The organism is Ensifer sp. PDNC004 (assembly GCF_016919405.1).
Lineage (GTDB): Bacteria > Pseudomonadota > Alphaproteobacteria > Rhizobiales > Rhizobiaceae > Ensifer.
The window spans coordinates 1,534,344-1,558,515 of the sequence record NZ_CP070352.1 but is presented as its reverse complement, the minus strand read 5'-3'; the positions used below and the strand labels follow the sequence as shown (position 1 = coordinate 1,558,515).

The 24,172-nt window shown below is 64.7% G+C and carries 23 protein-coding genes; 5 read left to right on the top strand and 18 right to left on the bottom strand.

What is annotated here, in order from left to right; all coding sequences use genetic code 11:
• Window positions 1-20 precede the first annotated feature (20 nt).
• A complete protein-coding gene (gene kdgD, locus JVX98_RS06865) occupies window positions 21-932 on the bottom strand; it encodes a 5-dehydro-4-deoxyglucarate dehydratase (RefSeq protein ID WP_205236264.1) in 912 nt (303 codons plus the stop codon).
• 289 nt (window positions 933-1,221) lie between these two features.
• Between kdgD and JVX98_RS06860 the strand changes: the two genes are divergently transcribed.
• Window positions 1,222-2,010, top strand: a complete 789-nt coding sequence (locus JVX98_RS06860; protein ID WP_205236263.1) for an NAD(P)-dependent oxidoreductase — start codon at window positions 1,222-1,224, stop codon at window positions 2,008-2,010.
• A 108-nt stretch (window positions 2,011-2,118) separates the two neighbouring features.
• On the top strand, window positions 2,119-2,856 hold the full coding sequence (locus JVX98_RS06855; RefSeq protein WP_043614941.1) for a FadR/GntR family transcriptional regulator: 738 nt from the start codon (window positions 2,119-2,121) through the stop codon (window positions 2,854-2,856).
• Window positions 2,857-2,877: 21 nt separating this feature from the next.
• On the opposite strand, the gene JVX98_RS06850 is transcribed toward JVX98_RS06855, so the two are convergent.
• The 5 genes from JVX98_RS06850 to pcaD form a co-directional block, all read right to left on the bottom strand.
• Entirely contained in the window at window positions 2,878-3,933 is a 1,056-nt protein-coding gene (locus JVX98_RS06850; protein ID WP_205236262.1) for a 3-carboxy-cis,cis-muconate cycloisomerase, read from the bottom strand.
• A 105-nt stretch (window positions 3,934-4,038) separates the two neighbouring features.
• Entirely contained in the window at window positions 4,039-4,653 is a 615-nt protein-coding gene (gene pcaG / locus JVX98_RS06845) for a protocatechuate 3,4-dioxygenase subunit alpha (protein ID WP_192450468.1), read from the bottom strand.
• A complete protein-coding gene (gene pcaH / locus JVX98_RS06840) occupies window positions 4,653-5,402 on the bottom strand; it encodes a protocatechuate 3,4-dioxygenase subunit beta (RefSeq protein WP_205236261.1) in 750 nt (249 codons plus the stop codon). Before pcaH ends, pcaG begins: the two co-directional genes overlap by 1 nt.
• Before the next feature lie 12 nt (window positions 5,403-5,414).
• On the bottom strand, window positions 5,415-5,819 hold the full coding sequence (gene pcaC, locus JVX98_RS06835) for a 4-carboxymuconolactone decarboxylase (RefSeq protein ID WP_205236260.1): 405 nt from the start codon (window positions 5,817-5,819) through the stop codon (window positions 5,415-5,417).
• Entirely contained in the window at window positions 5,812-6,624 is an 813-nt protein-coding gene (gene pcaD / locus JVX98_RS06830; protein WP_205236259.1) for a 3-oxoadipate enol-lactonase, read from the bottom strand. The genes pcaC and pcaD overlap by 8 nt, the downstream gene beginning before the upstream one ends.
• Before the next feature lie 93 nt (window positions 6,625-6,717).
• On the opposite strand from pcaD, the gene pcaQ reads away from it, so the two are divergent.
• Window positions 6,718-7,644: a pca operon transcription factor PcaQ gene (gene pcaQ / locus JVX98_RS06825; protein ID WP_205236258.1), complete on the top strand. Its 927-nt coding sequence runs from the start codon at window positions 6,718-6,720 to the stop codon at window positions 7,642-7,644.
• Between the two features lie 78 nt (window positions 7,645-7,722).
• Here pcaQ and JVX98_RS06820 read toward each other — a convergent pair whose 3' ends face one another.
• The 6 genes from JVX98_RS06820 to JVX98_RS06795 form a co-directional block, all read right to left on the bottom strand.
• Window positions 7,723-9,408 carry a Na/Pi cotransporter family protein gene (locus tag JVX98_RS06820; protein ID WP_205236257.1) on the bottom strand — a complete coding sequence of 562 codons (1,686 nt, stop codon included), beginning with the start codon at window positions 9,406-9,408 and terminating at the stop codon, window positions 7,723-7,725.
• Window positions 9,409-9,430: 22 nt separating this feature from the next.
• Entirely contained in the window at window positions 9,431-10,036 is a 606-nt protein-coding gene (locus JVX98_RS06815; protein WP_034801808.1) for a histidine phosphatase family protein, read from the bottom strand.
• Complete coding sequence (locus tag JVX98_RS06810; protein ID WP_205236256.1) at window positions 10,033-11,133, bottom strand: ABC transporter ATP-binding protein; 1,101 nt, start codon at window positions 11,131-11,133, stop codon at window positions 10,033-10,035. Before JVX98_RS06810 ends, JVX98_RS06815 begins: the two co-directional genes overlap by 4 nt.
• Window positions 11,130-12,875: an iron ABC transporter permease gene (locus JVX98_RS06805; protein WP_205236255.1), complete on the bottom strand. Its 1,746-nt coding sequence runs from the start codon at window positions 12,873-12,875 to the stop codon at window positions 11,130-11,132. The genes JVX98_RS06810 and JVX98_RS06805 overlap by 4 nt, the downstream gene beginning before the upstream one ends.
• A gap of 60 nt (window positions 12,876-12,935) precedes the next feature.
• Window positions 12,936-14,057: an ABC transporter substrate-binding protein gene (locus JVX98_RS06800; protein WP_205236254.1), complete on the bottom strand. Its 1,122-nt coding sequence runs from the start codon at window positions 14,055-14,057 to the stop codon at window positions 12,936-12,938.
• A 125-nt stretch (window positions 14,058-14,182) separates the two neighbouring features.
• Window positions 14,183-15,019, bottom strand: coding sequence for a MurR/RpiR family transcriptional regulator (locus JVX98_RS06795; protein WP_192450461.1), 837 nt, complete (start codon window positions 15,017-15,019; stop codon window positions 14,183-14,185).
• A 398-nt stretch (window positions 15,020-15,417) separates the two neighbouring features.
• Between JVX98_RS06795 and JVX98_RS06790 the strand changes: the two genes are divergently transcribed.
• Both JVX98_RS06790 and JVX98_RS06785 read left to right on the top strand, forming a co-directional pair.
• Entirely contained in the window at window positions 15,418-16,572 is a 1,155-nt protein-coding gene (locus JVX98_RS06790; protein ID WP_205236253.1) for an ATP-binding protein, read from the top strand.
• A gap of 97 nt (window positions 16,573-16,669) precedes the next feature.
• Complete coding sequence (locus tag JVX98_RS06785; RefSeq protein WP_205236252.1) at window positions 16,670-17,281, top strand: outer membrane protein; 612 nt, start codon at window positions 16,670-16,672, stop codon at window positions 17,279-17,281.
• Window positions 17,282-17,481: 200 nt separating this feature from the next.
• Here the strand turns inward: JVX98_RS06785 and JVX98_RS06780 are convergent, their stop codons facing one another.
• Genes JVX98_RS06780 through JVX98_RS06755 form a run of 6 tightly spaced genes read right to left on the bottom strand, consistent with a single transcriptional unit; the run spans window position 17,482 to window position 24,127 of the window.
• Window positions 17,482-18,168, bottom strand: a complete 687-nt coding sequence (locus JVX98_RS06780) for an RraA family protein (protein ID WP_205236251.1) — start codon at window positions 18,166-18,168, stop codon at window positions 17,482-17,484.
• A 23-nt stretch (window positions 18,169-18,191) separates the two neighbouring features.
• Window positions 18,192-19,217, bottom strand: a complete 1,026-nt coding sequence (locus tag JVX98_RS06775; protein ID WP_246764819.1) for a hydroxyacid dehydrogenase — start codon at window positions 19,215-19,217, stop codon at window positions 18,192-18,194.
• Between the two features lie 38 nt (window positions 19,218-19,255).
• Window positions 19,256-20,104 (bottom strand): CoA ester lyase, encoded by an 849-nt coding sequence (locus JVX98_RS06770; protein WP_205236250.1) that lies wholly within the window; start codon window positions 20,102-20,104, stop codon window positions 19,256-19,258.
• Window positions 20,101-21,315, bottom strand: a complete 1,215-nt coding sequence (locus tag JVX98_RS06765; protein WP_205236249.1) for a CaiB/BaiF CoA-transferase family protein — start codon at window positions 21,313-21,315, stop codon at window positions 20,101-20,103. Before JVX98_RS06765 ends, JVX98_RS06770 begins: the two co-directional genes overlap by 4 nt.
• 21 nt (window positions 21,316-21,336) lie before the next feature.
• Window positions 21,337-22,416 carry an ABC transporter ATP-binding protein gene (locus JVX98_RS06760; RefSeq protein ID WP_205236248.1) on the bottom strand — a complete coding sequence of 360 codons (1,080 nt, stop codon included), beginning with the start codon at window positions 22,414-22,416 and terminating at the stop codon, window positions 21,337-21,339.
• Window positions 22,409-24,127 carry an iron ABC transporter permease gene (locus tag JVX98_RS06755; protein WP_192450454.1) on the bottom strand — a complete coding sequence of 573 codons (1,719 nt, stop codon included), beginning with the start codon at window positions 24,125-24,127 and terminating at the stop codon, window positions 22,409-22,411. The genes JVX98_RS06760 and JVX98_RS06755 overlap by 8 nt, the downstream gene beginning before the upstream one ends.
• Window positions 24,128-24,172: the final 45 nt, after the last annotated feature.

The window sequence follows — 24,172 nt, the reverse complement described above, 5'->3', positions numbered from 1 at the left end:
GGGCTATCCTCGCAATACGCTCATTTCCGACGCTTGTTCGCACCGATGAGCGCGTCGAGCATGGCGACTTCCTCCTCGGTCAGGTCTTTCAGCGGCGCACGCACCGGACCGGCATCAAAACCCTGCAGCCGCACGCCGGCCTTGATCGCCGAGACAGCATAGCCCTTGGCGCGGTTGCGGATGGCCATGAACGGATAGAAGAACTCGTTGAGGATGCGCTCGCAGGTGGCGCGCTCGCCGGCGCGAAGCGCGGCATAGAACTCATTGGCAAGGCCCGGCACGAAGTTGAAGACGGCCGAGGAATAGGTGGTGAAGCCGGCACCGAGATAGGCCTCGGCAAACAGTTCCGCCGTCGGCATGCCGCCGAGATACATCAGCCGGTCGCCCATCTTGGCGGTGACCTGGCGCACCAGCCCGATATCGCCGGTGCCATCCTTGAAGCCGATCAGGTTCGGGCATTCGTCGCAGAGCCGCGCCAGCGTGTCGGCCTGCAACACCGCGTTGTCGCGGTTATAGACCATGACGCCGATGCCGACCGACTGGCAGATCGTCTTCACATGGGCGTAAAGCCCTTCCTGCGGCGCATCGATCAGATAATGCGGCAGAAGCAGGATGCCGTCGGCGCCGACGCGCTCGACCGAGCGGGCGATCTCGACCGCCATCTCGGTGCCATAGCCGCAGCCCGATACGATCGCCGTGTCGCCGGCAACATCCTTGGCCGCCCGGACGATGCCGGGGATCTCGTCCGGCTTCAGCGAGAAGAACTCGCCCGTGCCGCCGGCGGCAAACAGCACCGGCGCCTTGTAGCCGGCCAGCCACTCGACATGCGCCCGGTAGCTGTCGGGCGCAAAACGACCCTCCGCATCGAAATGCGTCACCGGGAACGAAAGCAGGCCCGATCCAAGTGCGGCCTTGATTTGCTCAGGGGTCATTTCGTGCGGGCCCTCCCTCAAACTCGACAAGACCTACTAAGCAAGTCATCACACGCATGTCAATATGTCATAATACAAGTCATCATATGAGATATCGAGATTTCCCTCGACCACTGACCGAGGAAGAACTTGGCTCGACGCGCAATTCCGCGTGACTCTCGAACGAACGAGCGAACACCTGCCCCGATGAGCGTTGCAATATAGATATATTATATGTTAGCGGTCATCATATGACATGCAGGTTAGCACTCGCCGAGAGCGTTGGCGCCGGCGTGAAGGAGGACAGGCGATGGAACGACTTCTGATCACCGGCGCAGCGGGCCAGTTGGGCCGCGTCATGCGCCAAATGCTGGCCCCGGTGGCAAGGACGATCCGCCTGTCAGACCGCGCACCGCTCGATCCGCCGGGTGAAAACGAGGAATGCGTTCAGTGCGACCTGGCAGACCGCGGCGCCGTCGACGAGCTTGTCGCCGGCTGTGACGCGATCGTGCATCTGGGCGGCATCTCGGTCGAACGCCCCTTCTCGGAAATCCTCGACGGCAACATTCTCGGCCTCTACAATCTCTATGAGGCGGCGCGCGCCCACAACAGGCCGCGCATCCTCTTTGCCAGCACCAACCACACGATCGGCTACTATCCGCAAGGCGAACGGCTCGGCCCGAACGCGCCCTATCGGCCCGACGGGCTCTACGGCGTATCGAAGTGCTTCGGCGAAGCGCTGGCGCGCATGTATTTCGAGAAGTTCGGCCAGGAGACTGCCCTGGTCCGCATCGGCTCCTGCCTACCCGAGCCCGTCAACTACCGCATGCTCTCCACCTGGCTTTCCCATCAAGACTTCGTATCGCTCGTCGAGGCCGTCTTCCGTGTGCCGGTTCTCGGTTGCCCGCTCATCTGGGGCGCATCGGCCAACGACGCCGGCTGGTGGGACAATTCGCATGTTTCCTGGCTCGGCTGGCGCCCGAAGGACAATGCCGAGGTGTTCCGTCAGAAGATCGCTGAAAACACCCCCAAACCGCAGCCAGGAGATAGTCTCGTGCGTTATCAGGGCGGCGCCTTCGTCGATGATCCGATTTATTGAGACATCGCCCCTGGTTCCGGCGCATTGCAGCCAGCCATGGATTGCGCCCTCGATCGGCAATGGCGTATCCAGACACACAACATCCAAGTCGCAGAAACGGCCAAACCCATGAGCAACGTCACCGCCCCCGACACACCCGCCCCTCAAGGCAAGACGCTGGTGGCCAAGGTGACGGACGCCCTCAGCGGCCAGATCGGCACCGGGCATTACAAGCCGGGGGACCGCCTGCCTTCGGAAGCGCAACTGACCCAGGAGTTCGGCGTGAGCCGCACAGTGGTGCGCGAAGCGATCGCGGCACTGCGCTCCGGCGGGCTTGTCGAAGCGCGGCATGGCATCGGCGTTTTCGTGCTGGAACCTGCACCTTCGACCCCTCTGCCGTTCCACGGCATCGATCTTGCGCGCGTCTCCTCGCTGATTGAGATGCTGGAGTTGCGAACCGCCGTCGAGGGCGATGCCGCAGCGCTTGCCGCCCTTCGCCGCTCACCGGCCCAGGAAGAAAAGATCGCCGAAGCCTTCGACAGCTTCTGCGCCAGTGCAGCGGAGGGACGGCCAACGGCGGAGGCCGATTTCAACTTCCATCTGGCAATCGCCCAGGCAACGAACAACCCGCGCTTCAGCGAGTTCCTCCAGATGCTGGGCACGGCGCTCATCCCCCGGCGCGCGGTTTCAGAGAGCGGCGAGGAAACCGTTCTGGCGTCGGCTGAACTGTCGCGATTGATCGCGGAGCACGAGGCCATCCTCATCGCCATCCAGGATGGAGACGAAGACGGGGCACGCAGCGCCATGCGACAGCACCTCAAGAACAGCCAGGTGCGCTACCGTTCGATGTTGCGCGCGGCCCGCTGAAGGAACCGGCCGCGAGCCCGCTCAGGCGCGGCCGAGCCTGCGAATATTGCCGACGAGTTCGCCAGCCAGACGAAGCGCCGCCGCCGTCGCACCGGCCATCTGCGGCATGACCAGCCATTCCAGTGTCCAGGCGGCGCCGGAGCGTTCCTGCTCGTGGACCAGCGCATGGTGCATGCCGGAAAGCTGGGTCGCGTTGAACCGCGCGAGCGCCACCAGAACCTCGGCTGCCACCGGGTTCTGCTTGTGCGGCATGGCCGACGAGCCGCCGCCGCCCGCAAGTTCGATCTCGTCGCCCTGCTGCGCCATCAAGGCGACGTCCTGACCGAACTTGCCGAGGCTGCCTGTGATCAGCGACAGCGCGTTGGCGAAATCCGCCACCTCCGAGCGCTGGCTGTGCCATTGCGGAAAGTCGGCAAGGCCGAGCTCCTCGGCAAGTGTCGCGCGCACGTCGTCTGCGCGGTCCCCGAGCTTCTCCAGCGTGCCGGCGGCACCGCCGAACTGAACGGCGAAGAGATCGCGGTCCATGGCTTCCAGCCGGTCCTTGTGATCGAGCAGCGGCTCGATCCAGCTGCGCAGCCGGTCCGACACGGTGATCGGGATCGCCGCCTGCATACGGGTGCGCCCCATAAGGATGCGCTCGCCCCATTCGTTGTCGCACTCCTCGAGCACCGTGACGATGCTGCCGAGCCGGACGGCGAAAAGCTCGGCGACCGCCTTCATCCGCAGCATCAGGCTGGTGTCGATGACATCCTGGCTGGTGGCGCCATAATGCACATGGTCCGCCGCCTCGCCGCCGACGATCGCCCGCAACTGCCGCACGAGTTCCGGAACCACCACCCCATCGGCCGCCACCGCCCGCCGCAGCGCACTGACATCGGGCGAGAAGGCACGGCAGGCCTCGGTGATCCGGTCGGCAGCCTTGGCCGGGATGATGCCGTGCACGGCCTCGGCCCGCGCGAGCGCCGCCTCGAAGGCGAGCATCGCATGGATATCGGCGGAGGCCGAGAACTCGGCGGCAACCGCCTCATCCCCCAGCAACCCGGAGAGATAAGGGTGGTCGAAGGCGGAATAGGTCATGATTTCCCCGTTTCTGGTCGCGGATGCGGCTCGCCGAACGAAATGCCACCTGCTGCCCGAAGCGCCAACCGTGCGGCGCTCGGTGTCCAGGCGTGACATTCCTGTTCAGATGTCGAGGAAGACGGTTTCCTTCTCACCCTGCAGGTGAATGTCGAAGACATAATTAGGCGCCGTTCCGGTCGCGACAAGCGTGGCGACGCGATGGCGATGCTCGATGCGCGCAAGCAGCGGGTCGGCGGCGTTGGCTTCCGCCTCGTCCGGGAAATACATCCGGGTGTGAAGCCCCACATTAATGCCGCGCGCCACGATCCAGAAGGTGATGTGGGGTGCCATCTGCCGGTCGTGGCTGTAGGGAACCTGCCCAGGCTTGATCGTCTCGAAGGAAAAGACCCCGTCGTCGGCACCGGTTGAACAGCGCCCCCAACCGGCGAAGTTGGCGTCGGCAGAACCGCGTATCTCGGTCGGCGAATTGTAGAGCCCGGCGGCGTCCGCCTGCCAGATCTCGACGAGCGCGTCCTTCAGCGGCGCGCCGGCGCCGTCGATCACCCGTCCGGTGATCGTGATGCGCTCGCCACGCGTCTCGCCGTTCACCATCCGCGATCCGAGGTCGGCCTCGTAGACGCCGCCAATGCCGCAAAAGTTCGGGGTGAGTCCGATATGCACATAGGGACCGGCCGTCTGCGAGGGCGTCTCCTTGAGGTAGCCGAGTTGCTGAACCATCAGTTGCCCTCCATCCGGTTCTCGAACAGCGTCGAGCGGCGCCCCCGCAGCACGATGTCGAACTTGTAGGCGCGCGCGTCGAAGGGGATCGTGTTTGCCCAGTCGAGCGGGGCGATCAATTGTTCGACCGCCTGCCGGTCCGGGATGGTGTTGACGATCGGACACTTCCAGATCATCGGATCGCCCTCGAAATACATCTGGGTGATCAGCCGCTGCGCGAAGCCGTGGCCGAAGACCGAGAAATGGATATGCGCCGGGCGCCAGTCGTTGACGCCGTTCGGCCAGGGATAGGGGCCGGGCTTGATCGTGCGGAAAGCATAGCCCCCTTCCGCATCGGTGATCGCGCGGCCACAACCGCCGAAATTAGGATCGAGCGGCGCGAGATAGCTTTCCTTCTTGTGGCGGTAGCGACCTCCGGCATTGGCCTGCCAGAATTCGAGCAGCGCCCCGGGCACGGCGCGGCCGCGCTCGTCAAGCACCCGGCCATGCACGATGATGCGCTCGCCGATAGCACTCTCACCGGCCCTGGCGAAATTGTGGATGAGGTCGTTGTCGAGTTCGCCGATGATCGAATGCCCGAAGACCGGGCCGGTGATTTCCGAAATCGTCCCGTCGAGCGAAAGCAGCGCCTTCTGCGGCGAGCGCAGCACCGAGGTCTTGTAGCCCGGCGTCAGCGCCGGTGCGTGCCACCCACGGTCGCGCGCGAAAAAGGCGCCCGTCTCCGGTCTTCCGTTGGTTCTGTCGGACATCGCTTCCTCCCGTCAGGCCGCCTTGCCGGCATCGATCTCGGCAAAGACCTGCTTGGCGATCTTGATCGCATGATTGGCCGCCGGCACGCCGGCATAGATCGCCACGTGCAGCAGAGCCTCGCAGATATCCTCGCGCGTCGCGCCGGTGTTGGCGGTCGCGCGCACATGCATGGCGACCTCGTCGTCCTGGCCGAGGGCGGCGAGCAACGCGATCGTCACGATCGAGCGCTCGCGCTTCGTCCAGGTTGGCCGCGACCAGACATGGCCCCACGCCGCTTCGGTAATCAGTTCCTGGAAGGGGCGGTCGAATTCGGTGGAAACCGACTGCGTCCGATCCACGTGATTGTCGCCGAGCACCGCACGGCGTGTGGCCATGCCCTGGCGATAGCGGTCGGAGGGCGCAGAAGCGTCACTCATGGGTCCTGTCTCCATGCATTGCAATTTCGAAGAAGGCGCGAAGCACCGCAGTCAAGGCTTCCGGGTTTTCGACGCAGGGAATATGACCGGCATCGCGGATGACTTCGTAGCGCGCACCGGGAATGAGGCGGGCGGTCGCCAGCACGACATCCGGCGGCGTCGAGCCGTCCTGATCGCCGACGACGCAAAGCGTCGGCACGGCGATGCGCGCAGCCGCCTCGGTATAGTCGGCATCACGGATGGCGGCACAGGTGGCGACGTAACCGGTCACCGGCTGTCTGACGAGCATGTTGCGGTAGCCGGAAAGGTCAGTGTTTTCCGGGCGGCGAAAGGCGGGCGTGAACCAACGCTCGAGCACGCTGTCGGCAATCGCCTCGATGCCCTTCTCCTCGACCGCTGCGATGCGTGCCGCCCAGGTCTCGGCCGTACCGATCTTGTGCGCCGTGTCGCAGAGGACGAGCGCCCGCACCAGATCCGCCCGCCGCTGGTAGAGCGACTGCGCAATCAGGCCGCCGACCGAAAGGCCGCAGATGATCGCCTGTTTGACCGAGAGCATGTCGAGCAGGCCGGCCAGGTCGTTGGCATGGTCCTCGATCGCGTAAGGCACCGGGCCGATGTCCGAGAGACCGTGGCCGCGTTTGTCGTAGAGAACGATGGCGTAATCGCCGGCCAGCCGGACGATGACGTCGCGCCAGATGCGAAAATCCGTGCCGAGCGAATTGGCGAAAACCAGCACCGGCCGGTCGCCGGTGGCGCCGATCACCTGATAGTGGATCGTGATGTCGTTGATACGGGCAAACTGCACGGGCTCTCTCCTCCGTCACCAAACTGGATATTTAATCTGGTTAGGTAAAATGATATTTCATGGCATTTCATTAACTTGAGGGTTATGAATTCCATGATCGACGCCCGGGTCAAGTTTCGCCATCTACAGACATTTGTCGAGGTCTCCCGGCAGAAGAGCGTGATGAAGGCGGCCGAGCTGCTGCATGTCAGCCAGCCGGCCGTGACCAAGACGATCCGCGAACTCGAAGAGGTGCTTGGCGTCGCGGTCTTCGAGCGCGACGGGCGCGGCATCAAGATAACCCGCTATGGCGAGGTGTTCCTGCGTCACGCCGGTGCGGCGCTAACGGCGCTTCGCCAGGGACTCGATTCCGTCTCGCAGGAGCGGTCCGGCGACGGCGTCCCGGTCCGCATCGGCGCGTTGCCGACGGTCTCGACGCGGATCATGCCGCACGCCATGACGCTGTTTCTCAAGGAAGAGACCGGCGCCCGCATCAAGATCGTCACCGGCGAGAACGCAGTCCTCCTCGAGCAGCTGCGCGTCGGCGATCTCGATCTGGTCGTCGGGCGGCTTGCGGCGCCGGAAAAGATGACCGGCTTTTCCTTCGAGCATCTTTATTCGGAACAGGTGGTCTTTGCCGTCAGGGCCGGGCATCCGCTGCTTGCCGGTGCGCATTCGACGTTCGCGCGGCTTGCGGATTTCCCGGTGCTGATGCCGACACGGGCCTCGATCATCCGCCCCTTCGTCGAACGCTTCCTGATCACCAACGGCATCGCCAGCCTGCCGAACCAGATCGAGACCGTGTCCGACGCCTTCGGCCGCGCCTTCGTGCGGGCGAGCGATGCGATCTGGATCATTTCCGCCGGCGTCGTCGCCGCCGATGTCGACGACGGCACGATCGCAATCCTGCCGATCGACACCAGCGAAACGAAAGGTCCTGTTGGCCTGACCATGCGCGCCGACGCAGCACCCACGCTCGCCCTCTCGCTTCTGATACAGACCATTCGCGAGGCGGCGACGGCAGTCTCGTCCAAGCTCTAGGCGCGGGATCGATCGGCGCCGCGCGGCAGGCGACGGCGAACCCGTCGCCTATCGATCCAGCAGGTCGACCGGTTGCCGTTATCTCGCAACGGCAACCGCTCCTACATTCATAATCCGGCTGCTGCTCAATAGGCCGGCCGCCTGCACCAGCGGATAGCCGGCGGCTGCGATATCGGAATTGATCCGGTGGAGGTCGCGCACGAGATCGATGAAGAGGGCATTGTCTCTCGCACCGGCCGCCGTCTCCACGTGCTCGCCACCAAGATGCCGCCGGACGATTTCGTCTTCGAGTTCGCGAAAACGGTCCTTTTGTGCCGCGAGCCGCGATGCGGCCGCAACATCCCTGGACGAGAGAGCCGCCGGCAGCAGTCTCAACGAGGCCACGATCACCTCGGAGAGCGCCTCGATCGCCGCGCGCTGGCTCGCCGAAAACTGGATGTCCTGTTTTATCGTTGCCCGAATGCGATCGGCGAGGCTCAGCTTGATGACGTCGCCCGCATGTTCGAGATTGCTCGCAAACAACATGATCTCTTGGGCCCGGCTGGTCTCTCCGGCCGGCAAACCGTCCTGTGTCAAATGTCCGAGATAGGCGTGCACCGAGGCCATGTAGTTGCCGAGCCGCGCATCCACGGGCAACAGTTCCTTCAGGTTTTCGAGCCTGCCGGCCTGCAGCGATGTAAGCGCCATCCGGAACATGCGCTCCAGCAATTCGCTCATGCGGATCGTTTCGGTCGTCGCATTGCTGAGCGCGATTGCCGGCGTCTCCAGCGACATGCTGTCGAGATAACGCGGGGACGCCAGGGGATCGGCGGCGATCGGCGCCTGTGGAACCAACCGCTCCACAAGGCTGACGACGAAAGACGACAGCGGCAGGAACAAGGCGGCAACCACTAGGTTGAAGGCAACGTGAAGACCGACGGCGACGTGCAACGGATCCGTGGGTAGACGACCGGCAATGTCCACGATCTGCCGCGCGAAGGGCAGCAGCGACACGGCCAGAAGACCGCGGCAGAAAAGATTGGCGATCGGCAGCTTGCGGGCGGATGGCGGTTGGTCGAGCGTGGCACTGACTGCCGGAAGGCCGCCACCGAAATTGATCCCGAGGATGAGCGGGACGGCGCCGGCGACTTCGAGGCTGCCGTTCATCAGTAGCGAAGCGACGAGCAGGATGACGGCAAGCGTCGAATGAAACAGCCAGGCAAGCATCGCACCGACGAGGAAAGCGAGCACCGGTTCCGTCGCGACCGCCTCCAGGACGTCGTGGAAGAGCGTGGCTTCGCGCAGCGGTGCCGTCGCCGACACGATCACCTTCAGCGCCATCAGCATCAGCCCGAGGCCCATCAGGATACGGCCGGCGTTTCGCGGTCGGAATTCGCCGGACACGCTGAATGCGACATAACCGGTCAGGAGAAACAGCGGAGCGAGCACGCCCGCCAGCGACGAGCCGGAGGCAAGGAGGCCGGAGACGAGCGCCGAGCCGATATCCGCCCCGAGCAGGACGGCAAGCCCGGTCTGGGCCGAAATCGCGCCTGCGCCCGCGAGCCCGGCAACGATCAGCGCCATCGCCGTGGCGCTGCCGAGCACGGCGGTCGCAAGGACCCCGCCGCCGAAGGCGGTAAGCCGGTTCGACAGGCGCTCTTCGACAAAGCGCTGCAGCCGATCGCCCCAGCCGCGCATAACGCCGGTGCGCACCATGCGAACGCCCCACAGAAGCAGCGCCACGCCACCCAGAAGTTCCAGGATAACCAATGTTCCGGAGTTCATCTCATGCCCCTCGCCGCAAGTCTCAGTCGGCGACGAAATCGTCGGGTGCGACAGATCCGATGTTGTAGCCCTCGAGCTGCGCGGTCATGCTGCCGCGCCGCGGGAAATGCAGGATGGTCGCCGTGCCCGGCGTCACCGGAACGACGCGTGAGGGCGGAAGGTCGAGGAATTCGTGGCAGGCGGCGCGCACCACCCCACCATGGGCAACGACGAGCAGGTCCCCTTCGGTGCGGGACATCCAGTCGTGCACGCCTTCGGCCACGCGGCCGCGGAAGGCGCCCCAGGTCTCGCCATTGGCCGGCGTGAAGGTACCGGCCCGCCAGGCGGCATATTCTTCCGGCCGTTCGGCGATCAGGTCCGGCTTGCGCCGTCCCGTCCATTCGCCCATGTCCAGCTCACGGAAGCGCTCGTCGGTCGGTGCGTCCGGGTGACCGATGAGGGCGACCGTCTGCCGGGTGCGGCCGAGGTCCGAGGCAATTATGCGAACCGGCTTCAACGCCTTGGCGTAGGGGCGAAAGCGCCTGACCTGCGCGACCCCGCGCTCGGACAGAAGCGAGTTGTCCTGTCCCTGGAGGCGTTGTTCGGCGTTCCACTGGGTCTCGCCGTGGCGCATGAGGATGAGCCTCATTGTTGGATCCTTTCTCCGGTGGCGGCGAAAACCGCATCGGGTGTGCGAATGAAGGAAAGGGGGATCGGCTCCCCCGGCGTGGCGGTGAAGTAGCTGTCGGCCATCGCAGTGATGCGCAGTTCGCCGACCATGGCGGTCACCATGGTTCGGCCCGCGATCGGGGCCGCTTCGGCAAAGCGGGCCGTAAGCGACGGCGCTCCTGCGACCGCGCCGACGCTCACGTCTTCGGCGCGGTAGAGCAGTTGCGCATCGTCGCGGCCGGCGGCCAGGGAAGCCGGAGCGAGCACCATATCGCCGAAGACGAGGCCGTCGCCGGCGCGGTGCACCGGTATCAGGATTGCCGGCGGCGTGCCGAGGAACGTCGCAACGAACGTAGTCTGCGGGTTGCGCAGGAGGTCGATCGGTTTGCCAAACTGTTCGACGCGGCCGTTGTTGAGCACAGCGACATGGGTCGCCATGGTCATCGCCTCGACCTGGTCGTGGGTGACGTAGACCGATGTCGCCCCGGTCGCCCGGTGGATGCGCATCAACTCGCTGCGCATCTCGATCCGGAGCTTGGCGTCGAGGTTCGACAGCGGCTCGTCGAACAGGAGGATGCTCGGCTGCGGTGCGATCGTGCGGGCGATCGCCACGCGCTGCTGCTGGCCGCCGGAGATCTCGGCCGGATACCGTTCGGCCAGCATGTCGATGCCGAGAAGCGAAAGCACTTCCCGCACACGCTGCTCGCGCTTGTCGCGCGGCCATCTGGCGACCTTCAGCGGCCAGGCGATGTTGCCGGCGACCGTCATGTGCGGCCAGAGTGCGTAGCTCTGGAACACAAGCCCGGCATTGCGCTTGCCGGCGTCGGCAATCACGCCGCCCGCACCGCTCGACACGGTCTGCCCGACGAAGGCGATTTCGCCCTCGCTCGGGCTTTCAAGCCCGGCCAGCATGCGCAGAAGGGTCGACTTGCCGCAGCCGGAGGGGCCGACGAGCACGAGGAAGGACCCCGCTGGTACCGAGATGTTGACGTCCTTGACGGCGGTAAAGGCGCCGAAGCGTTTGACGAGACTGCGGATCTTGATGGCGTCCGCGGTGCCGGTTGCTAAGGCATTCATGGTGCTTTCCATTTCTGGACACGGTTCTGCAGGCTGTGGGCCACGAAGGAGGCAGCCAGGCAGACGACGAGGATGACGAGGGTGATGGCATTGGCGAACTGCATGAAGCCTTCCGCGGCATAGCGATAGGCGACCATGCTCAGCACCGGCGAGGTGGCGGTGAACAGCAGCACGACCAGCGAGAGGTCCCGCACCATCTTGACGAAGACGAGGATCGCGCCGGCAAAGAGGCCCCGGATCGCGAGCGGAAAGATGATCGCGAACAGGCGACGGCTCAGTCCCGCACCGGTCAGCCTTGCACTTTCCTCGATGTCGGCGGAGATCTGGCCGAGCACCGAGCGCCCCGACTGCACGGCAAAGGGCAGATTGTGCGCGGATGCCGCAATGACCAGCAGCGCAAAAGTGCCGTAGAGCGAAGGCAACGGCCCGATCGGCGCGCCGAAGAGTGCGATATACGCGGCGGCAAAGGCGATGCTCGGCACCAGGAGCGGCAGGAAGGCGAGCTGGCTCAGCAGCGTCGCAAGCAGGCTGCCGCGGCGCTGCACGATGGTATAGGCCAGCGCCAGACCGAGCAGCATCGTGGTGAAGGCGACGACCAGCCCGAGACGGATCGTGTTCCAGATGGCGTCGATCAGCACCGGATTGCGGAAGATCCCCGCCTGCCCCTGCGCCATCTCGCCGCCGCCTTCACCGATCCAGAAATGCAGCGTCCAATTGGAGAACAGCGCGCCGCTTTGCGGTGCCAGGCTCGATGCGGCCAGCACGAGAACCGGCAGCACCGTGGTCAAAAGCCCGATGACGACGGCGATGGCAAAGAGTGGCCAGCGCCAGGCGCCGAGCGGGAAGCGCTTGGTCCGCCCGCCTTTGCCGGTCACGGTGATGAAGGCCTTGCGGCCGGAGACGATGCGATCGGAGAGCCACAGGAACAGCGCCGAGACCGCAATGAGCAGCAGCGCAAGCACGAAGCCGCGTTCGTTCTGGCCCGTCTCGATCATGCCGAAGAGGCGCGTGGAAAGCGTCTGCATGCGCACCGGGAGGCCGAGCAAGGCGGGGGCTGCGAAATTGGCGACAGCCCCGGCGAAAGTCAGCGATGCGGCCGCAATCAGCGCCGGCGTGACGACCGGCAGGATGATGCCGAAGAAGATGCGCGGGCGCTTGGCGCCGGCCATCTGGCCTGCCTCGACGAGATCGGCACCGACCGAACTCAGGGCCGCGGCGATGATCGTATAGGCGAGCGAATAATAGTGCGCGATCAGCACGATCGCCGTCGGGATCAGACCCCAGGCGAGCCAGTCGGGAATGGCCAGGCCGCTGGTCTCGAAGAAGCCGGCCGAACCGCCGAGACGCGAATTGCGAAACAGCGTGCCCCAGGCAAGGGCTGCGGCAAAGCTCGGGATCATGTAGGGCAGCGACGCCATCAGGCCGAGGAAACGGCGGCCCGGGACGTCCGTCAGAACCACGAGCCAGGCGAGGAAGCCGCCGATGAGCAGGCAGCCGGCACCGACGCTGAAGCCGAGGATCATGGTGTTGAGAAGCGGTCGCCACCAGAGATTGGCGGAGAGCGGGCTGGCAAGCACCGCCTTCCAGGCCGCGATGCCCTCGGGCGTCAGCGTCGTGAAGAGGATGCGCAAGAGCGGAGCGACGACCAGGATCGCGACGATGGCGACGAGAAGTGCCGGCAGGAGGAAGCCCGATCGGAGCAGCCGGCTGCCCGATGGTGCGGATATCGATAGGGATGTCATGTCAGGGCCTCGGCGTCTGTCGGCACGCCCGGTGTAGAGCATGCCGACAGACGGTTTCCGTTACTGGAGCGTGATGATCAGGTCGGCGATGCGTCCGCGCGCGGCGGCCGTCTTTGCCGGATCGATCGTCCAGGCCTTCAAGTCATCGAGTTTCACCGAGTCCGGATGGTGGGCGATGGTCTTGCGGGTTGCGTAGTCGCCGGGGACGTTGAAGGGCTCGAAGCCCGCCCCGCCGGTCGGCGTGTCGTCGCCGAACATGAAGTCGATCAGCAAACGAGCGGCTGCCGGATGAGGCGCCTTGTCGGCGACCGTCAGAACCGCCGGAAAGAGGATGCCGTTGGCCGGCTCGACATTGTTGGCGATCTGCAGCGCCCAGCCTTCCTTCGCGTTGTCGCGACGGTCGGAATAGGTGCCGAAACCGACCGGCGGGTTCTTGGCGTTGACGTCGCCCACCGACTTGTTGAGCACGTCGCTGTTGGGAACCAGGATCAGGTCGTTGGCGAAGAGGTCCTTGATGAACTGCTCGCCGGCACCCTGGAGATCGCCTTCCACTTCGATATCCTTGCCGAAATGGGCCTTGTAGGCGGCTGCCATCTCGTCCGGATGTAGCGCGATCTCGGTCAGGAGGTCGAGCAGTTCGCCACGCTGGCTCGGATCGACCATCAGCACCCTTCCCTGCCACTCCGGCTGGGTGAGCTGCCAGAGATTGCTGACGGGCGAACCGTCAGGAAAGGCCTTCTCGTTGTACATCAGCACCTTGGTCGAGAGGCGCTGCGTCAAAAGCGGCGCCTTGTAGCGGTCCTCCAGTTCGTTCGCGACCCGCGGCGGCACGTAGTTCACGATCCGCTTTCCCTCCAGAAGCTTGGTGAACACGACAGGCGTATCGGCGATATAGAGCACGTCGACCGCATGCACGCCGGCCTGCTGTTCCGCCTCGATGCGGGCGATCTGCTTGGTCGAGCTCATGTCGAGGCCGATGAGGTCGATGCCCGGATAGGCTTCCTCGAAGGCCTTTTCGATCTTGGCGATGCGGCTCGACAGCGAGAAGACGGTGACGCTCCCCTCCTTCTGTGCGAGCGGCAGCAATTGCTGCGGCGTCAGGCCGTCGAGATCGGACGCCATCGCCAAGGATGGCAATGCGAAACATGCGGCAAGCGCGGCACTGGTCAGTTTCTTCAGCATTTCGTTCTCCTCCCTTTGTATTTCCCCGCTAGAGCATCCTGCCTTCAAGTGGGATCACCTTCTGGCGTAAAGATGCACTAGAATCAAAGCATTAGCGTCCTTCGTGCGTATGAACGCGCAGCGCTCTAGTCGAAGTCGTTGAACAACTCCGACAGCTTCTCCAGCCTGCCGATCACCTGCCCCTGATGGCGGCCGGCGATCGTGAGCACGATGGCGTTGACGATCGCAAACGGGATCGTCGGTGTCTGAAATTCGCTGCCCGAGCGCCCCCTCGGCGCTGCGAGCATCAGATCGGCTGCGGGCTCCATCAGCGGCCCGACCAGATCGGAAACGAGGATCGATTGCGCACCGACCCGCGTCGCGTGCCGCACCAGCGGACCGTAGCTTTGCGGCTGCTTGCGAAAGGCAAGCGCCACCACGAGGTCCCCCGCCTCCATGCCTACCAGGCGCTCGGCGATGTCCCGGCCGCGGCCCGTCAGCTGGATCGTGGTCATGCCGAAGCGGTCGAGGCGACGCTGCAGGAAACCGGCGACCGATTGCGCGTGCCCCTGCCCGAAGATGAAGACGCGGCGCGCCGAAAAGATCATGTCCGCGGCCCTGTCGATATCCGCCTGCTCGACCGAGCGGGCGAGCGTTTCGAGCGCGCTGATCTCGGCTGCGATCAGATCGGTCAGGTAGTCGCCATGCTCGACCTTCGAGACCGAGCGGCGCATGCGGTTGGCCGCGTCTTGGTCGTCCAGCACCTCGCGCTGCAACTGGGCGCGGAGGTCCGGAAAGCCCTTGTAGCCGAGCTTCTGCGCCAGCCGCGTGGCGGTGGCCTCATGAACGGAAGCGCGCTGGGAAATCTGCGGGCCCGACAGGAACGCGGCCTCCGCCCGGTTTTCCAGCATGGTCGTGATCAGCTTTTGATCCGCATCGGTAAGCCGCCTGGAATGCGTCTTAATGCGATCGAGTATCGTCATGACGCCCCCGCAAGTTCATTTGCAGGATCCATCGTTCCTGCAATTTTCCATGCCGTCAATAATAGCAGTGCAAGAATCTTTGCAAGGGTCTGCAATGGCCGATGCTACCTGGTTGCGGATGGGCTCCCTGCCCTGCAGGCCACCCGCCACACGCCCCGACGAACCTACCTTCGCGCGCTTCGGGAAGGCGCACCCGCAACCTTTGCGGTTACCCGACAGATTCTTTGCAAAGCACCGCAAACCGATCCAGCCGGCCGTGGCTGCGCAGGAATGGCATGGATCCTCCAACGATTGCTCCTCCGATTTCGGCGCCCTCTCCACGCAACCCACACACGGCCTCAACGAATCCTGTGCCTGCCGGTTGCACCGCTGATTGCAGCGAAACTTCGAGAACCACCATGAGCGATCCCCAAACGACAGACCTTGCCGTCGGCCCAGTCCCGGGCAGCCATCCCAAGAAAAGGGAATGGCCGATCGGAGGCTTCAACTGGCTTCTGACGAAGCACATGTTTCTGGCGGTGACAGCCACCATTGGGGTACTGACATCGGGATCGTTCATTTACATGTACGTCCTCTACCTGATGCACTCGGACGCGGTGCTCGAACCGGTGACCCTGGTCGAGCTCCTGGTGATGGCCGCGGTGCTCGCCGTCAGCCTGATCATCGCTGCGATCATCGGCGGTCGCCTCAGCCACCGGATCGTGAACGCACTGGTGCTCATCCGCGATGCCGCAAAGGCGATTGCGATGGGAAACTTCTCCACCCGCGTGCCGGTTCGATCGCGACGACTGGGGGAGGTCGACGACGTGATCGACCATTTCAATCGCATGGCCGAACTGCTGGAGAGCGCGGAGAAGGAGTTGCAGTACCAGAACAACGCCATCGCCCATGAACTGCGAACGCCGCTAACGGTGCTGCGTGGCCGCCTGCAAGGAATGCGCGACGGCCTCTTCGAGCCAACCACCAAACTTTACGATGGCTTGATCGGCCAGATCGATCACCTGACCAGCATCGTCGAGGATCTTCGCATCCTGGCGCTCTCGAATGTGGGGCGGCTGGAGCTCCGCCTGGAGCCGGGCGACATGGGCGAGGAGGTCGAGACTGCCGTCGCCGCGATGCTCGGCGAGTTCGACAAGGCGGGGATGCCTGTATCGCTCGACCTCAGCCGGGCGCCGATGACGCTTGATCGCGCCAAGGTTCGACAGGCCCTGCTGGCAATCATGCACAATGCCACTCGCTATGCACCGGGCACCCGGCTCTCCATCGTGGCGCGGATGAGAGGTTCGGAAGCCATCTTCCAATGCCAGGATTCGGGGCCAGGCATGTCCGATCTCGACATCGAACACGCGTTTGATCGGTTCTGGCGCGCGGACGATTCCCGATCCCGTGCGAGCGGCGGCAGCGGCCTCGGCCTCTCGGTCGTTCGTGCGATCGCCGAAGCCCATGGAGGTTCGACCAGCGCGAAGCGAAACGAGTTCGGCGGCATGACCTTTGAAATCGCCTTGCCGACCGACTGCGGAAGCAGAGGCGCGCAAAGCGTACTCTCTCCATGAAACCCGGATGAACTCTGCGCGGAACCTGCAAGCAGATGAGGCAAACCGATCGCATTGAACGGGCCGGACCGGTCCGCGACAATAAAGGAAACGATCGATGACACTCAACTTCAAGACGGCCGCGCTTGCTCTGAGCGTTGCCGCAGCCGCTCCGACGGCGCAGGCCGCTGATTTCAACAATTCGGGCGTCGACTTTGCCAATGTGGATCGTTGGACGGGGACCTACGCGGGTGGCCACATCGGCACCGGCTCCTCGAACCAGAAGGGCAGCAAGAACAAGATCAACGGCGGCGTCCAGGTCGGCTACAACCAGCAGATCGGCCAGTTCGTGGTGGGCGGCGAGATCGAGGCGGCGCGCGCCGGCGGCCTGCAGTATCAGGTCGGCAAGGGCGGCGCCTTGCAGCAAACCTGGAGCGGCACCGCCCGGGCCAAGGCCGGCTACGCACTCGACAACATCTTGCTCTACGGCACTGTCGGCGTCACCACCGCGCGCTTCGAGGGCAAGGGCACCGTGACCTCCGGCGATCGCTGGCACACCGGCTGGACCTATGGCGCCGGCGCCGAGATGGGGTTCACCGAAAACATCTCCGGCAAGGTCGAGTATAGCCAGACCCGGTTCAACGGCGTGGACTCCACGATCGGTGGCGTGAAGGGCTCGAACAATCTGGTCAATCACGCGATCAAGACGGGCCTGAATTTCCGCTTCTGATCTCGAATGCGACCGGTTCTACCGTCCCCCTAGCACCGGTCGGGCGAGCGGCAACACCTCGCCAAACGGCGGCGCCTGCGCAGGCGCCGCCACAATCATGGTCGCGCATGTCCCCGAATGTCGGCCGAACCCGCCCCGGGCGAGCCAACGCCGAACGGGCCGCATCGGCGCTTTCGATCTCAGGCGCTCGCAAACGCGTTTCAGGCGCCCTCGCCGACGAAGCTGCAGCCCAGCCTTTCCAGTTCGCGGTCAACCCAGGACCGGTCGATCTCGCCGAGCACCGTCGCATTCATCTGCTTGGCCTCGGCCTCGTGCTTGGCGCGGGTCGCCTTGAGAACCGTGTCGGTATCGGCTCTGGGTATGCACACCACGCCGTCGAAATCTCCCAGAATGAGATCGCCCGGATTGATCACCATACCGGCGATCGAGATCTGGAAGCCGATTTCGCCGGGACCGGTGCGGTAGGGTCCCCGGTGCGTCACGCCGATTGCGTAAAGCGGCAGGTCCTGGGCGCGAATGGCCTCGGCGTCGCGGATCGCGCCGTTGAGGACGAAGCCCGCGACCCCACGTTTTACCGCATGGGCCAGCATCAACTCGCCCATCAGCGCATTGGTGGTATCGCCGCCGGCATCGACGACGATGACGTCACCCGGCCTGGCGATATCGATCGCCTTGTGCAGCATCAGGTTGTCGCCGGGGCAGGTCTTGACCGTGAGCGCCGGGCCGGAAAGCACGCCGCCGCCATGCATCGGGCGCAACCGGTCGCCGCCGGCAACCAGCCGGGACATGCTGTCGGACACGTTGGCGACAGGCAAGGCGCGGAACGCCTCGATATAGGAGGGATCGACACGTTCCATGTCGTTCTTCACTCGGAAACCGATCGGCATATCTTGTTCTCTCCTCGGAACGGTTAGGCTGGCTCTTTGCGCAGGCCGAGGCTCTGCGGCGTTGCTAGGCTGAAGGCGTCGGGCGCTTCGCCGCCGAGCACGCTGATGATGTGCCGCGCGGCGATTTCCGCCATGGCCTTCGACGAGCCCTTGGTCACGCCGCCGATATGCGGCGTGGCGAGCAGGTCGGGGGCCGCCCACAACGGATTGTCGTCAGCCGGCGGCTCGGTGGCGAAGCTGTCGAGGGCGGCACCCGCGATGCGCTTGTCACGCAAGGCGATGGCAAGCGCTGCCTCGTCGATGAGGCCGCCGCGCGCCGTGTTGACGATGAACGACGTCGGCTTCATCAAAGAAAGGCGACGGGGGTCGATCAGGTGGCGCGTCTCGGCCGTCAGCGGGCAATGCAGGCTGACGATATCGGCACGGCGGACGAGGTCGTCCACGTCGCTGACGGTTTCGATGTTCGCCTCGGCGAGCCCCGCCGCCGCATGCGGATCGTAGACAATCACGTCCATGCCGAGCGCGCGGGCCATCGCAGCCGTCTCGCGTCCGATCGCGCCATAACCGACAAGCCCCATCACCGTGCCGATGATATCCCGCCCCATGAAGGTCGGCTTCGGCCAGCGGCCGTCCTTCACCGCTGCCGTCAGCGGGCCGACCTCCTTGAGCAAGGCGAGCGAAAGGGCGATCGCGTGTTCGGCGACCGCGCGTGCGTTCGACCCCATGGAACGCAATACCGGCACGCCCCGGTCAGCCGCCGCCTGGATGTCGACATTGTCGACGCCGACGCCATGCTTGACGATGACCTTCAGCTTCGGCGAGGCGGCGATCACCGCCTCGTTGATCTGGCCCTGGCGGACCATGATCGCGTCGATACCGAGTTCAGCCGCACGCGCGGCGACGATGTCGGAGGCATCGTAAGGCGGCGAGAAGAAGACGTCGCAGTCATGCGCGTTGAGCAATTCGACCGCGCTCTCGGCGATCGAATTGTGGGTCACGAGAACGCGCCATTTGCGGCGCTCCCCCATGGCGCTGGAAGGATTTGACACTGTTTTCTCCAATAGGCTTCCCCACGCTGGGGGTGCGGTCAATGTGAGGCGCGCGTCAGCAAGGCGCGGGCGCGCGTGACGATCGGCAGGTCGACAAACTTGCCCTCGAAGACAAAGGCACCGACGCCGTCCGCTGCGGCCGCATCTGCAGCCTCGATGAGGCGCCGGGCGCGGTCGATCTCGGCCCCGGACGGTGAAAAGCCATCGTTCAGCAGGGCAACGACGCTCGGGTGGATGCACGTCGCGCCATCGAAGCCGAAGTCCTTGGCCTCCCTGATGGCAGCGGTCAGTGCCACCTTGTCGGCATAGTCGGCCGTGCTGCGCAGCAAGCCGAAGGACATGATCCCCGCCGCCTTCGCCGCATAATGGATCAGGAGCTTCGGCAGACGCAGGACCTCCGGCGTCGGCTGTGCCGCCATCGATGTGGCGAGGTCCTCGCCACCGGCCGAAAGTGCAAAGACCCGCGGCCCCGTCGCAATGGACGCGACATTCTGCAACCCGATCGGGTCCTCGATCAGCGGCACGAAACGCATCGGGCTGCGCTGCTTCGCGGTTTCGATCGGCGTCAGATGGCGGTCGAGCCGGTGCAGAAGCGCGGGCGAGGACACCTTCGGCACGTAGAGCGCGTCGGCCCCGGCTTCGCAGGCTGCCGCCGCATCCGCGAGCATCGCGGCCTCGTCATGGGTGTTGATCCGGACGATGACGATGGCGCCGCGCTGCCCCACCATCGGCAGGTTCTTGCCGAGCGCCGCCCTTGCGGATTCCTTTTCGCTCGGCGCGACCGCGTCTTCGAGATCGACGATGATCGCATCGGCGCCGCGTTCGTGCGCCTTTTCAAGGAACCGGGGCGAGCTGCCGGGGACGTAAAGGAGCGAGCGCAGCCTCATTCGGTTCGTCCTCCCATGATCAGATCGATCTCGTCGGTCGACAGACCGGCTTCCGCGAGCACGTCGCGCGTGTTTTCGCCAAGCGACGGCGCCGGATTGCGCCAGACGCCGGGCGTTCCCGACATCCGCGGCAGGATGTTGTGCATGGGTAGAGAACCGAAATCACGATCCTCGACCTCGGTGAAAACCTCGCGCTCGACGAAGTGCGGATCGGAAAAGGCATCGGCGATGTTGTAGACGGGACCGACGGTCGCTCCCGCCTCCCGCATCACGTCGAGTGCGTCATCACGATCGCGCGTCGCGAACCAGGCCCCCACCGCCTCGTCGACCAGCGGCCGGTTGAAAACCCGGTCGGTGTTGGTGGCAAAGCGCGGATCGTCGATCATGTCGGCCCGGCCGATGATCTCGAAGATCCGCTTCGCCACGGCCTGGGTCGAGCCGGACAAGGCGACGAACTTGCCGTCCGCGCAGCGATAGACGTTTCGTGGCGAGGTCGTGTTCGAACCGCTGCCGACACGCTCCTTGATCTTGCCGGTGGTCTTGTAGATCGCCGCCTCCGGCCCGAGCACGGAGAACATCGGCTCAAGCAGGGAAAGATCTATGACCTGGCCGCGGGCAATGCCTCGCTCGCGGGCCAGAAGCGCCGTGCTGACGGCGGACGCGCCGTAGATGCCGGCGATCATGTCGGCAAGCGCCAGCGGCGGCAACACCGGCTCGCGATCCGGAAATCCGGTGCGCGCTGCAAAGCCGCTCATCGCTTCCACCAGCGTGCCGAAACCGGGAAGCTCCGCGTAGGGACCGGTCTGGCCAAAGCCGGAAATGCGCACGATGATCAGATCGGGATTGCGCGCCAGAAGCTTTCCGGGCGCCAGTCCCATCTCTTCGAGCGTGCCCGGCCGAAAGTTCTCGATGAAGACATCGACCGTGTCGAGCAGCTTGAACAGCGCGTCCATCGCCGCCGGTTCGCGCAGGTTGAGCATCACCGACCGCTTGTTGCGACCGTAGGTCTTCCAGTAGAGCGAGCTTCCGCCGTCGCGCCAGTCGCGCAAGGGGTCGCCGGCCGGCGGCTCGACCTTGATCACGTCGGCGCCGAAATCGCCGAGCTGAAGCGACAGCATGTTTCCGGCAACGAGGCGGGACAGGTCAACGACACGAATGCCGTGGAGCGGCCCCTTTGCATCCGCATCGAAGCGTTTCGGTTCCCTGGTCATAGGTTGATCCGTCCTCATGCGTCAGGCCTGCGGGCGGGATTGCGCGGAAAACAGGGTCGAAGCTTCCGGCGGCACATAGACAAAGACCTGGCTGTCGGCGATCTCGCGGCTCGTCTGCACGCGGAAGGTGCTGCCGGCACCGACAAGCTCATACTGATAGACGGATCCGAGATAGGCGCCGCCCTGCACCGTCGCCTGCACGACGTTCTCACCGGCGCCGCCGACGATCTGCAGACGTTCCGGACGGACTGCCACGACCACCTCCTCGCCCGTGCCGCCTGCACCGGCATTGGCGCGGATGACCGTTTGTTCATCCAGGCGGACGCTGGCAGCCCCGCCGCTGCCGCCAACCACGGTTCCGCTCAGGAAGTTCGACGAACCGATGAAGTCGGCGACAAAAGCGTCGGCCGGCGTTTCATAGATCTCCTTCGGCGTGCCGAGCTGCCGGATACGGCCGGTGTCCATGACCGCGATGCGGTCGGACACGGCAAGCGCCTCGGCCTGGTCGTGCGTGACGTAAACGGTCGTGACGCCAAGCCGTTCCTGCAGCTCACGCAGCCAGACGCGCGCCCGCTCGCGCAGCTTGGCATCGAGGTTGGAGAGCGGTTCGTCGAGAAGCAGGAGACCGGGGCGGTAGACCAGGGCACGCGCTAGCGCGACGCGCTGCTGTTGTCCGCCGGAAAGCTCAAACGGGTAGCGCTCGGCAAAGCGCGCCATCTCGACCAGTTCGAGCGCTTCCTTGATCCGCTCGTCCTGCTCGGCGCGCCCGATCTTGCGCAGTTTCAGCGGATAAGCGAGGTTCTGGGCGACCGACATGTGCGGCCACAGCGCGTAGCTCTGGAAAACGAGGCCGATGTTGCGCTGCTCGGGCGGCACCACCGTTCCGGTTCTGCCGTCGAAAAGCACGCGCTCGCCCATTCGGATTGCGCCGGAGGTTGCGTGATTGAGCCCGGAGATCGCAAACAGCGTGGTCGATTTTCCGCAACCGGAAGGTCCAAGCAGCGTCAGGAACTCTCCCTTCGGGATCGTCAGCGAAACGTTGCTGACGGCCTTGTAGGAGCCGTAGCTGATGGAAAGGTCGTCGAGGATGAGATCAGCCATAGATCTTGGCTCCCAGTAGACGGCGCGCCATGAAGACGAACAAGGCCGTGATGATGACTTGGATGGTGGCCAGCGCGGAGACGGGTCCGTTGTCGCCCTGGGCGTAGAGCTGGAGCATGGTCGAACCGATGATCTCGGATCCCGGCTGGTAGAGGAAAACCGCGGTGACGTATTCCTTGAAGAAGTGGATGAAGAGCAGCGCGAAGCTTGAAAACAGCGCCGGCTTCAGGAGCGGCAGGACGATGCGCGTGACGGTCGTCCACCAGTCGCCGCCGGAGATGCGGGACGCCCGGTCGAGTTCCTCGCCGATCTGCGACAGCGCCGGGGCGATCGCACCGAAACCGATCGGAATGTAGCGCACGACGAAGGCAGCGATAAGGATCCAGATCGTGCCGCGGATCATGTCGAGGCCGGGAACCCAGATCACCGCATAGAAGAAGCCGAGACCGGCAATGATGCCCGGCAACGAGCGCGGGAACAGGGCCACATATTCCAGGGCACGGCGGAAGCGGTACTCGGAGCGCTTCGCCACGAGCGCGATCAGAACCACGCAGGCCGTGCCGATGATGCCACCGAGGAACGAGATGACCACCGAATTGAGGATGGCCCTGATGTAGCCGGGCTGGCTGAAGATCAGCTCGAAATTGGCAAGGGTCAGCAGCTTCCAGAACGGAACCAGCGGCGTGAGGAAACTGACGCTCGCCCGCATGAAGATGCCGGCAAAGACGGCGACGATGGTGAAGAGCACGTAGGCGGCAACCGCCGCGAACGCGACCCAGCGCCATTTCCCGAGATCGACGAGCGACGGGCGCGAGGCCTTGCCGCGCACCGTCACGAAGCGGCCGCTGTCCTTCATCAGGCGGCCCTGCAGCCAGACGAGCAGGCCGACGATGACCAGCAGCATCACGGCCCCCGCACCGACAATGCCGTAGTCGGATTGCACGGCGGCGTTGATGCCCTGGTCGTAGAGGAAGGTCGTCACGGTATGGATGCCGCTCGGGCCGCCGAAGACGAGCGGGATCGCCAGCATCTCGATGCCGATGACGAAATTCAGGACTGCGGAGTAGACCATCGCCGGGCGCATCATCGGAACGGTGATGTTGAGCAGCGCCTTCATTGGGCTGGCGCCTGCCGAACGGGCAGCGTCCTCGAGCTGCGCATCGGCCTTGGTGACGGCACCGATGCACATGAGATAGGCAAGCGGCGCCTGGCTGAGGCCAGCGACGATGCTCATGCCGGTCAGGCTGTAGAGGTTCCATGGGGTAAGCCCGGTCCCCGCCTTGACCGCAAGGGTGATGTAGCCGGACGGGCCGTACATCGTGAACCAACCGAAGGCCATCACGAGGTTGCTGACGAACAGCGGCCAGATCAGGATCTCGCCGATCCACTTGCGGCCAGGCAGATTGGTGCGACCGACGATGACCGCCATCACCGAACCGAACAGCTGCGCCACCACCATCGTCACGACGGCGAAGAAGAGCGTGTTGAGCACGATCTTGCCCATGCCGGCCTCGGTGAAGAGGCGAACGAAATTGCCGGCGGTCAACGCGGCATCGGGCTTGTAGAGCGGCTGGTCCAGGAAGGCCTGGAGGATGATGGGCGCAATCGGCCCGATCACGAGGATCGTGGTCAGGATACTCACGGTCCAGAAGATTGCGGTCGATCGGTCACGCCCGGCGTGCGCTGGCGACCCTGCTGCGAGTTCGGTCATGGCAATAGTCCTCGAAGGCCGTCCGCATGCGCGAGAGACGGGCGT

Coding starts and splice junctions, on each gene's coding strand:
- JVX98_RS06785 (WP_205236252.1), top strand. CDS start 16,670: ATGACACTCAACTTCAAGACGGCCGCGCTTGCTCTGAGCGTTGCCGCA.
- JVX98_RS06755 (WP_192450454.1), bottom strand. CDS start 24,127: ATGACCGAACTCGCAGCAGGGTCGCCAGCGCACGCCGGGCGTGACCGA.
- JVX98_RS06820 (WP_205236257.1), bottom strand. CDS start 9,408: ATGAACTCCGGAACATTGGTTATCCTGGAACTTCTGGGTGGCGTGGCG.
- JVX98_RS06765 (WP_205236249.1), bottom strand. CDS start 21,315: ATGACCAGGGAACCGAAACGCTTCGATGCGGATGCAAAGGGGCCGCTC.
- JVX98_RS06855 (WP_043614941.1), top strand. CDS start 2,119: ATGAGCAACGTCACCGCCCCCGACACACCCGCCCCTCAAGGCAAGACG.
- JVX98_RS06760 (WP_205236248.1), bottom strand. CDS start 22,416: ATGGCTGATCTCATCCTCGACGACCTTTCCATCAGCTACGGCTCCTAC.
- pcaC (WP_205236260.1), bottom strand. CDS start 5,819: ATGAGTGACGCTTCTGCGCCCTCCGACCGCTATCGCCAGGGCATGGCC.
- JVX98_RS06790 (WP_205236253.1), top strand. CDS start 15,418: ATGAGCGATCCCCAAACGACAGACCTTGCCGTCGGCCCAGTCCCGGGC.
- kdgD (WP_205236264.1), bottom strand. CDS start 932: ATGACCCCTGAGCAAATCAAGGCCGCACTTGGATCGGGCCTGCTTTCG.
- JVX98_RS06815 (WP_034801808.1), bottom strand. CDS start 10,036: ATGAGGCTCATCCTCATGCGCCACGGCGAGACCCAGTGGAACGCCGAA.
- pcaQ (WP_205236258.1), top strand. CDS start 6,718: ATGATCGACGCCCGGGTCAAGTTTCGCCATCTACAGACATTTGTCGAG.
- JVX98_RS06795 (WP_192450461.1), bottom strand. CDS start 15,019: ATGACGATACTCGATCGCATTAAGACGCATTCCAGGCGGCTTACCGAT.
- pcaG (WP_192450468.1), bottom strand. CDS start 4,653: ATGGTTCAGCAACTCGGCTACCTCAAGGAGACGCCCTCGCAGACGGCC.
- JVX98_RS06780 (WP_205236251.1), bottom strand. CDS start 18,168: ATGCCGATCGGTTTCCGAGTGAAGAACGACATGGAACGTGTCGATCCC.
- JVX98_RS06800 (WP_205236254.1), bottom strand. CDS start 14,057: ATGCTGAAGAAACTGACCAGTGCCGCGCTTGCCGCATGTTTCGCATTG.
- JVX98_RS06770 (WP_205236250.1), bottom strand. CDS start 20,104: ATGAGGCTGCGCTCGCTCCTTTACGTCCCCGGCAGCTCGCCCCGGTTC.
- JVX98_RS06810 (WP_205236256.1), bottom strand. CDS start 11,133: ATGAATGCCTTAGCAACCGGCACCGCGGACGCCATCAAGATCCGCAGT.
- JVX98_RS06860 (WP_205236263.1), top strand. CDS start 1,222: ATGGAACGACTTCTGATCACCGGCGCAGCGGGCCAGTTGGGCCGCGTC.
- pcaH (WP_205236261.1), bottom strand. CDS start 5,402: ATGTCCGACAGAACCAACGGAAGACCGGAGACGGGCGCCTTTTTCGCG.
- JVX98_RS06850 (WP_205236262.1), bottom strand. CDS start 3,933: ATGACCTATTCCGCCTTCGACCACCCTTATCTCTCCGGGTTGCTGGGG.
- JVX98_RS06805 (WP_205236255.1), bottom strand. CDS start 12,875: ATGACATCCCTATCGATATCCGCACCATCGGGCAGCCGGCTGCTCCGA.